Origin of the sequence: Endozoicomonas sp. ONNA1, from assembly GCF_024606325.1 — a bacterium.
Lineage (GTDB): Bacteria > Pseudomonadota > Gammaproteobacteria > Pseudomonadales > Endozoicomonadaceae > Endozoicomonas_A.
Genome location: NZ_JAHHPN010000685.1, coordinates 1 through 9,293, shown reverse-complemented (window position 1 = coordinate 9,293; position 9,293 = coordinate 1). Strand labels below are relative to the sequence as shown.

The following is a 9,293-nucleotide window of genomic DNA, read 5'->3' as shown; positions in this document are numbered from 1 at the left end:
ATACCACAGCGGGATACAAACCTGTGTCGAGATCAAGGTCGGGGCGGATGGTCAGTGGCGACCATGCGGGAGAGTCTGCAAGGATGCTCAAGCCCTGTCGAATCACAAACGCAGACATCGAAAACGCAAGCCTGCTGATCTGGACGAGGACGATAAACTCAGTGCTCCAGCAGATAAAGTGAATAAGTGTGATTACCTGAGGAACTGACGGACTAATACATATCAACACCTTAGCAGCCGCCTTTTCGGTCAGGCTCCCGGGTTCATCTCTACAAAAAAAATCTATCGAGGTAAAAATGAAGAAAACACAATCTGCGGCACTGCTGTTGCTGCTCTCGTTTTCAGTCATTTGCCAGGCCCAAACGTCGACAAGGCGTTTTGTGGTCGAGATTAAACAGGATCAGGATACAGGTTCTCCAGACCAGTTCTTTTCAGATATTGCTGACACAAACGGCTACGCAGGGTGCGGTTTACTGCCAGATGTTAAACCACCCGGAAGCGGTTATGGGTTAAAAACGCCCCTTATTGAGTCCATTTCGTGGCAATGGCTTTGCGCCACGAATCTGCTGGTTGCTTACGAACTGGTTCTGACTACCAATGCAGTCTCTGGCTTCAAACCTTATTCATGGCTAACTTCAGAAGTGTTTGTCGCTGTCGGCTGGCTTTTGAAAGGCTATTGGAATCCCGATTCACCGCTGTTTAACTCGATAGAGCGACTGGAGGCAATTCAGGATGACCCGTTTGCGATCACCACTATGACGCTTCCCGGACAAAACCAAAATGGGCAACAACAAAGCCAGCCGTCAGCGTCATCCGGTCAGCAAGCCTCGGGAGCAACCACAAGCACTCATCTTACAGGCTCCAATACCTGCCCCCTGCCTTCTGGCTCTGGCGGCGGTCAGGAAGACCCTGAAAAACGCCTGCATACTTTCGGCATAAATTGTCACGTCGGTTTCTGTAGTGGCGTTTGTATACTCCGACCATCATTGGATAACAGTGAACTAGTTGAAGGGCCGTTGAATTCCGAAGAAAGTTCAGCAGACGACACAGGATCAACACCCGGACGAAGCTCAGTTCCTCCCTTTTCAGTTGAAGATATTTTTCGGTTTCCGATCCGAAATGATCTTCCCACGCAAGTTCACCGGGAAGAGCCCAGACTATTTCTTTCAGCATTACGCTCAATGAATGCTGAGGCAGCGCATACACCTCTGGTCTGTGACGAGATGCTGACCACGATGGATGGCGAGCGGCGGCCATGCGGAGTGGTTCGCAGGAATGCCGAAATGATGTTGCGTCACACCAGAACACACCACACTGGGCCACAATTCTGTGACGTAATAATGGTCGGGTCGTCGGATAACGATCCACGATTATGCGGGAGGATCTTTTATAATGTTCACGAGCTTTCGAGACACATAAGATGCCATGGCAGATCGCCTAACAGATGGCGTGATAGAAGATATAGAAGGCGTTGAAAACTCAAGTGTGTTGATGTGAACGATGATGCCTTCAGAGGGTAAGGAGTGATTGCGCTTTTGACAGAAAAGGATGCATATTCTATTGATCCATTACTTTCTTGGTCTATCTTTTGCCCTTAGAAACTGCAAAAGTGGATGTAATGATTGAGTTATGAAAAACTTTTTCTCAGCGACACTGCTGTTGTTGCTATTCTCTCCGTCTGCCATCTGTCAGGCTGAATCACTGACAAGACGTTTTCTTGTCGAGCTTCAGGGTGGAAGCTCTCCAAAAAAGAGCTTTTCTATAAAGCCAGACCATCACACATTGTTAAACAGTGCGTCGTACCTTGCCAACACAAACGACTATACAGAAGCAGTTTTGCCATATGATGGCAAACCGCACAGAGTCGACGGTTGCAGGAATAAAACGTCTTTTTTTGAGTCCATATCGTGGCAATTGATTTATGCCACTAGTACGCTGGTTGCTTACGAACTGATTATGAGTACCCATGACGCAGCTCTGAGCGCCAAATCCTATTCATCGATACCTTTAGAAGCGTTTTTAGCTGTTGGCTGGCTTTTAGGAAGCTATTGGGGCGCTGGTTCGCCACTGTTCAACCCGATGGATCAACTGCATTCATACCAAGGTGATCCGTTTGCGATCACCACTATGATGCTACCCGGAAGTGGTCAACAACAAACCCCGCCATCAGCATCATCCAGTCAGCAAGCCTCAGGAGCAACCACAACCACAACCAACTGTTGTACAGGCTCTGTCACTTCTCCTCTGTCGTCTGGCTCTGGTGGCAATAGCGAAGGCCCTGATCAACGCCAACATACTCTGGGTTTAAATTGTTACGTCGATTCCTGTCATGGCGTTTGTAGGCTCGGATCATCATCCGATGACAAAGCGTCTGTTGAAGGAGCGCTAAATTCCGAAAAAAGTACGACAGATCACGCAGGAGCAACAGCCGGGCAAAGCACATCCTCCAGTGTTGTTGATCAATCCGACTCTGAAAAGAGCATTATAAGAGGCATGAAGATAGAATTAATGGGCATCGTTCCTCCTCTGCTTTCGATGAATGAACGTGTGTGCGGGCTGGGAACGTCGGGCAAGACCAGAGGCCAACTTCTGTTTGAAGTAACCGCTGATTTCGATTGCACCCAGGAAGAAAAGCGGCAGATACAGGCTGAGGTGGAGGGCTTCCTGCGGGAAAATGTTTCGGAGCGGCTGCGCAATGAGTTTACACTCAGAATCAGATACATCGGGCCTATAGAATTTTTGTAGACAAGTGTTTCTCATTGCTTTGAGTATATTGGGTATTTTCGTTTAAAGCCTCGTAATCTCTCGGTATGGATCAAACTGAACTTTTGCATTGGTCAGACTCTGTCAGCTTCTTCGCAGCGAGTTCTTGCCCGGTAAAAGCTTGGTTTTTGACATAGTAAGGATACTTTTTTTCTTGATTCATTACCTTCTTGGTCTACTCTCCTTCCTTAAAAACTGCAAAGTAGGGTAATGAAAAAATAATGAGAAACTCATTATCGGCGGCGCTACTGTTGCTCTTGCTCGTGTTGCCTGTCGTCGGTCAGGCTGAACTTTTATCAAGAGATTTTGTTGTCGAGTTTGAACAGGACGGAGGCGCTCCAAAAGGTAGCTTTTCTATAAAGCGTGATCTTAATGCAGTGTCGTATAATCCGTCATGCTGTGTCGACACAAATAATGACGCAGGTTCAATTTTTCCGCCTGAAGACAAACCATACCGGCATGGTAGTTACGGTGAAACAACGTCCCTCATTGAATCGATCTCGTGGGAATTGATTTACGCCACTCATCTGCTGCTTGCTTACAAACTGGTTCTGACCACCAGCGACAACTCTCTCGGGGCCAAAGCTTATTCATGGTTACCTGTAGAAGCGTTTGCCGCTGTTGGCCTGCTTTTGAAAAGCTATTGGAACGCTCATTCACCCCTGTTTAACACGATGGATCAACTGGAGGCAGCATCTATGTTGATGCAGGAGAATCACCCGGTTTTGATCACCACCAGAAAAAAACCCGAAAATGGCGAAGGACAAAACGGGCAACAAAACCAACCACAAAGCCAACCATCTCAATCGCAAGCCTCAGGAACAATGCCTCATCTCATGGCTGCTTTCTCCAGCTTCATGTCTTCCGGCTCTGGCGGCGGTGGCAACCAGGGCCCTGAGCAACCCCTGCATACTATGAGTTTCAATTGTTACGTCGATTCTTGCCATGGCTTTTGCAGACTCCGACAATTCGGTAGCAGTGAATCAGTTGCAGGGTCGCGGAGTTCCGAAAGAAGTTCGACGGGCCACACTAATCGTGGCATGACAGGAACGCGAACCTATCAGCTAGGAGTCGGTAGTTCTATGCTTATTGTCATTCCATCAATTGCATTTCGCGATCGACAAAACTCAGCATCAATTGGCCATCTTGTGGCTGGTTTCGACCCCTCGACTTGCAGTGAACCTTGGGTTCGTACCGTCATGTTACGTTCAGAAGCCGACAGGTTCCCATTTGAGCGATTTCGGCCATACGGCGTTATGGTAAGCGACGCTAATGGTGATCTAAGGGAGCTTGGGAACCATACTATGAGTTTTAATTGTTTCTTCGATTCCTGCAATGGCTTTTGCAGACTCCGACAATCCGGCGGTAGTGAATCAGTTGAAGGGTCGCTGAGCTTCGAAGGAAGTTCGGCGGGCCTGACTCATCACGGCATGACAGGAACACAAACCTTTCAGCCCCAAGCCGGTGGATCTCCGGTGAGTGTCATTCCATCAGGTGCAAATGGCGAAGGACAAAACTGGCGACAAAACCAACCACAAAGCCAGCCATCTCAATCGCAAGCCTCAGGAGAAATCTCCCATCTTGTGGCTGGTTTCGACCCCATGTCTTGCGGCTTTGGCCGTGGATCTTCGTTTCTTAACACCCTATCAGCCGAGTCATTACCATTTCGGCGACTTCGGCCAATAAGCGACGCTCATAATCCATCAACGGAGCTTGCGGGCACCCCGGAAGATTCCAACGACACCCGCGGAACAGGGCAGGATGACGATGTCGATATGGAATAGTCCACAGCGTTCAACAAGCCTGTGACTCGTTCCGGGGCTCCAGAGGTCGTCGCAAAAGTTTTGTTCTCATCTCGGCCCCACAGGGCCAGAAGACCCGCAGAGCCTGAAAGCATGAGAATGGATTGCGAGCGTTTTGCGATGTCGGCAAAAAGGCGGAGGTTTGGGGGGGCTCAAACCGTATTACAAAGCAGCAATGAAGTTCTTTAGGGTAATGATGATCAAAACCAGTACCATCAGGGAAAAGTCCAGACCTCCCAAAGGGGGAATCACTCGTCTGATCCTGCTGCTCAGAGGCTCGGTCAGTTGATGCAGCAGCATCAGGCCCGGGTTGTAACTGCCGGGCGCTACCCAGCTGGCAATGGCGATGATGATCAGGCTGAACATATAAATGTTCAAGATTTCACCCGCCAGCTCTTTGAGGCTGATAATCAGGATCTGGGGAAAAGGAATCGCCTCAGCAGCCAAACCCTGAACCATAAAGAGTACGTAAACCAGGAGTATCTGCAAGATCAGGGCAAGGATCAGGGAAGCCAGATCAAGGCCTCCCATTCCCGGAATCACTTTCCTGAGAGGATTCAGTAGTGGGGAAGTGACTTTGACAATGGCTTGGGAGATGGGGTTATAAAAGTCTGCTTTAACCAGTTGCAGCAGAAAGCGCAGCAGTACAGCCATGATGTACAGACCTCCCAGGGTCTGTATCAGAAAGACGAGGCTGGAGGAGAATGCCGACATAAAAATCCTTCGTGTTTAAGCAGCCATGAATGTTAAATAAAACAGCCATGAGCGTTAAATAAAATTCAGCAAGCCGGGGAAGCGAGATGGCTTATGAGGCTGTGCCCTACGTCCTGACCAGTTTACTATGAAACTTCCGGGTGCGGGAAATAGCAGTTAACGTCTACTAGTCAGCCAAATGTTCTGCCAGTTCTGCACCCCTTTCTTTTGCAGACTTAACCGCTTTGTAAACCACGGCTTCGAAGCCTTCCTCGCGGAAGGTTTTTAAAGCCCGTTCAGTGGTGCCGCCAGGAGAGGTGACTCTTCTGCGAAGCTCGGCAGCATCAATATCACTCTGAATAGCCATGTTTGCAGCTCCCAGAGCGGTTTGCAATGAAAAGCGTTCAGCGGTTTCATGATCCAGCCCCAGCCTGACCCCGGCTTCTGCCATCGCTTCCATCAGCAGGAAAAAGTAAGCGGGACCTGAGCCTGACAAGGCGGTAATGGTATCGACCTGTTCTTCTCTCTCCAGCCAGTGAAGAATGCCAATCGGTGAAAAAATCTCATTGGCAATGGCTTTCAGTTCATCCGTCACCCGACTATTGGGGAACAGGCCTGTGGCGCCACAATGCAAGAGTGATGGTGTATTAGGCATACTGCGGACAATCGGCAGCCCTCCACCACTCCAGACATCCAGACTGTCAAGACGAATACCGGCGGCGACGGAAATAATGAAAGGTTTTTGTTTCTGAAGTACCGGTGACAGTTCAGTCAGAACCGCTTTCATCATCTGGGGTTTAACGGCAAGCACCACAATGTCCGCTTTTGCTGCTGCTTCCAGGCTGCGGGTAGACGTGTGAATGCCGAGTTCTTCAGAACGCTTTTTGGCACTTGCTTCCGTACGACAAGAAGCGAATATTCTGTCTTTGGGCCAACCGTGCTCAATCAATCCACCCATGATGCTGGTGGCCATATTGCCAGCACCGATGAATGCAATGGTCTTATTGGTCATTCTTAATTCCTTGGTGGTTATGACGCCTGGCCCCGAACAGAGCTGTACCAATGCGAACCATGGTAGCCCCTTCAGCAATGGCAGCCTCCAGGTCTCCGGTCATTCCCATGGATAATGTGTCCATAGTTAGATGGTGCCCACGGTTAAGAGATTCAAGGGCATCAGCCAGCCTTTTGAAGGGAGCCCGCTGTTTACTTTCATCGGCTTCCGGTGCGGGTATTGCCATTAGCCCACGCAACCGTAGTCTCGGTAATTGAGATATGGCCGCTGCCAGTTCAGGAAGTTCTGCCAGAGTGGCTCCGGATTTGCTTTCTTCTTCGCTGACATTGACCTGAAGACAGATATTCAGGGGTGGCAGTTCTTCCGGGCGTTGATCATTCAGTCGTTGGGCAATTTTAAAACGATCGACACTGTGTACCCACTGGAAGTGAGAGGCAATATCGCGGGTTTTATTCGACTGGATGGGCCCGATAAAGTGCCAGACCAAGCCTTCCAGGTCACAGAGTTGGGTGATTTTATCCACAGCCTCCTGCAAATAGTTTTCGCCAAAATCCCGCTGGCCCAGCTGCCAGGCTTCAGCAATCATCTCGGCGGGCTTGGTTTTACTGACTGCCAGAAGTTTCACCTGGCCTTCCCGAACGCTGGCTTGTTCGGCCTTATAAATTCTTTCAAAAACCTGGTCGAATTGACTTTTTAATGAGGTCATCAGCCTGTACAGTAGTGCGTTAATAGGTAGAAACCGATATTTCGGTCGAAAATAAGAAGATGTCCCGGTCTATTTTACCTGCGTCCGGGTTTCAGGGGGAAATTCATGGACATAACCGAACTGCTGGCCTTCAGTTATAAGCAAGGCGCTTCGGATCTTCACATCTCAGCTGGCCTTCCGCCTATGATTCGTATAGACGGAGATATTCGCCGGATTAACCTGCCTCCTATGGATCACAAGCAAGTTCACAGCCTGATCTATGACGTCATGAACGACAAACAGCGAAAAGACTACGAAGATAAGCTGGAAACGGACTTCTCCTTTGAAGTTCCCGGGGTCGCCCGTTTTCGTGTCAACGCCTTTAACCAGAGCCGCGGAGCCGGTGCCGTATTTCGAACTATCCCCAGCAAAGTGCTCTCCCTGGAAGATCTGGGCATGGGTCAGGTGTTCAAGGATATTGCCCTGAAGCCCCGGGGTCTGGTGTTGGTGACCGGTCCTACAGGTTCCGGTAAAAGTACCAGTCTGGCGGCCATGATGGATTTTATCAATGACAATAAGTATGAGCATATACTGACCATCGAAGATCCCATTGAATTTGTCCACACGTCGAAAAAATGTCTGGTAAATCAGCGGGAAGTTCACAGGGATACTCACAGTTTCAGCGACGCACTGCGCTCAGCACTGCGTGAAGACCCCGATATTATTCTGGTGGGGGAGCTGCGTGACCTTGAAACCATTCGTCTTGCCCTGACTGCTGCAGAAACCGGACACCTGGTTTTCGGAACCCTGCACACCACCTCCGCAGCCAAGACCATTGACCGTGTGGTGGACGTATTTCCGGGAGCAGAAAAAGCCATGGTGCGCTCGATGCTTTCAGAATCACTGCAGGCGGTTATCTCCCAGACTCTGCTCAAGAAAAACGGTGGCGGACGTGTGGCAGCCCACGAGATCATGATCGGTACTTCCGCTATCCGTAACCTGATCCGCGAAGACAAGATTGCCCAGATGTACTCTGCTATCCAGACCGGCGGTTCCCTTGGCATGCAGACACTGGATCAGTGCCTCCATGAGCTGGTGAGAAAAGGCCAGATTGCCAGAGATGTGGCCCAGGAAAAAGCCCGGGACCCGGAAAACTTCTGACTATGGATATTAACCGCTTACTCAAAGTGATGGCCGAAAAGAAGGCCTCTGACCTGTTTATCACGGCTGGCTTTCCGCCCAGTTTTAAACTCAATGGCAGGATCGTTCCTGTCAGCAAGGAGCCTCTTACAGCCACCATGACACGGGATATGGTGTACGGTGTTATGGATGAGGATCAGAAAGCTGAATTTAATCGGGAGCATGAATGCAACTTTGCGATTTCAGCGTCCACAATCGGTCGTTTTCGTATCAGTGCCTTCTATCAGCGAAATCTGGCTGGCATGGTATTGAGAAGGATTGAGACTGAGATTCCGACGCTGGACCAGCTCAAGTTGCCGAAGACGATCAAAGACCTTGCGCTGGCCCGGCGTGGTCTGGTGCTTTTTGTCGGGGCGACCGGTGTCGGCAAATCTACTTCTCTTGCGGCGATGATCGGGCATCGGAATGAGCATGCCTGCGGGCACATAATCAGTATTGAAGACCCGATTGAATTTATTCATCAACATGGCAAATCCATTGTCACTCAGCGTGAAGTGGGCATTGATACCGAGTCATACGCTGTGGCTCTGAAAAATACCCTGCGACAGGCGCCGGATGTCATTATGATTGGTGAAATCAGAACCCGTGAAACCATGGAATATGCCATGGCATTCGCAGAGACAGGGCACCTCTGTCTGGCAACACTGCATGCCAATAACGCTAATCAGGCTCTGGAAAGGATTATTCATTTCTTCCCGGCGGATCGTCACACTCAGATATGGATGGATTTATCCCTGAACCTGAAGGGCATTATTGCCCAGCAGCTGGTGAGAACCCGAAAAGGTAAAGGCCGTCGGGCAGCTGTTGAGGTTCTTCTCAATACCCCCTTGATTCAGGATACGATCCGTAACGGTGATGTTCACGAACTCAAGACGATTATGAAGAATTCACGTGAGCTGGGTATGCAAACGTTTGATCAGGCATTGTTTGAACTATACGACAATGGAGATATTACTTACGAAGCCGCCCTGGCTCATGCTGATTCACCCAACGACCTGCGCCTTTTGATTAAACTGGGGTCAGGGGCTAATGGTGAGCATTTGACCAAAATGGCGGACAAGCTTAGCCTGCAGCATGAGGAGATTTTCTAGCAGCCTGTCGGACTTAAGCGTCCGTAGCGAGGATTGCAAGAAATTGA

Annotated in this window: 9 protein-coding genes; 6 read left to right on the top strand and 3 right to left on the bottom strand. The window is 49.6% G+C overall.

What is annotated here, in order from left to right:
• The 4 genes from KDK19_RS16040 to KDK19_RS16025 form a co-directional block, all read left to right on the top strand.
• Positions 1-208, top strand: a 208-nt coding sequence (locus KDK19_RS16040; protein ID WP_257254757.1) for a hypothetical protein, incomplete at its 5' end; no start/stop codon positions are given.
• A gap of 88 nt (positions 209-296) precedes the next feature.
• Positions 297-1,475: a hypothetical protein gene (locus KDK19_RS16035; protein WP_257254758.1), complete on the top strand. Its 1,179-nt coding sequence runs from the start codon at positions 297-299 to the stop codon at positions 1,473-1,475.
• Positions 1,476-1,629: 154 nt separating this feature from the next.
• Positions 1,630-2,745, top strand: a complete 1,116-nt coding sequence (locus KDK19_RS16030; protein ID WP_257292354.1) for a hypothetical protein — start codon at positions 1,630-1,632, stop codon at positions 2,743-2,745.
• A 239-nt stretch (positions 2,746-2,984) separates the two neighbouring features.
• The gene (locus KDK19_RS16025) at positions 2,985-4,547 is read left to right on the top strand and encodes a hypothetical protein (protein ID WP_257292353.1); all 1,563 of its coding nucleotides are present in this window, start codon (positions 2,985-2,987) and stop codon (positions 4,545-4,547) included.
• 180 nt (positions 4,548-4,727) lie between these two features.
• Here the strand turns inward: KDK19_RS16025 and KDK19_RS16020 are convergent, their stop codons facing one another.
• The 3 genes from KDK19_RS16020 to KDK19_RS16010 form a co-directional block, all read right to left on the bottom strand.
• Positions 4,728-5,279: a YggT family protein gene (locus tag KDK19_RS16020; protein ID WP_257254761.1), complete on the bottom strand. Its 552-nt coding sequence runs from the start codon at positions 5,277-5,279 to the stop codon at positions 4,728-4,730.
• A 166-nt stretch (positions 5,280-5,445) separates the two neighbouring features.
• Entirely contained in the window at positions 5,446-6,270 is an 825-nt protein-coding gene (gene proC / locus KDK19_RS16015; protein ID WP_257254762.1) for a pyrroline-5-carboxylate reductase, read from the bottom strand.
• Entirely contained in the window at positions 6,260-6,976 is a 717-nt protein-coding gene (locus KDK19_RS16010) for a YggS family pyridoxal phosphate-dependent enzyme (RefSeq protein ID WP_257254763.1), read from the bottom strand. The genes proC and KDK19_RS16010 overlap by 11 nt, the downstream gene beginning before the upstream one ends.
• Before the next feature lie 105 nt (positions 6,977-7,081).
• On the opposite strand from KDK19_RS16010, the gene KDK19_RS16005 reads away from it, so the two are divergent.
• Together KDK19_RS16005 and KDK19_RS16000 are read left to right on the top strand one after the other, a co-directional pair.
• Positions 7,082-8,116 (top strand): type IV pilus twitching motility protein PilT, encoded by a 1,035-nt coding sequence (locus KDK19_RS16005; RefSeq protein ID WP_257255071.1) that lies wholly within the window; start codon positions 7,082-7,084, stop codon positions 8,114-8,116.
• Between the two features lie 2 nt (positions 8,117-8,118).
• Positions 8,119-9,246, top strand: a complete 1,128-nt coding sequence (locus tag KDK19_RS16000; RefSeq protein WP_257292352.1) for a PilT/PilU family type 4a pilus ATPase — start codon at positions 8,119-8,121, stop codon at positions 9,244-9,246.
• Positions 9,247-9,293 lie beyond the last annotated feature (47 nt).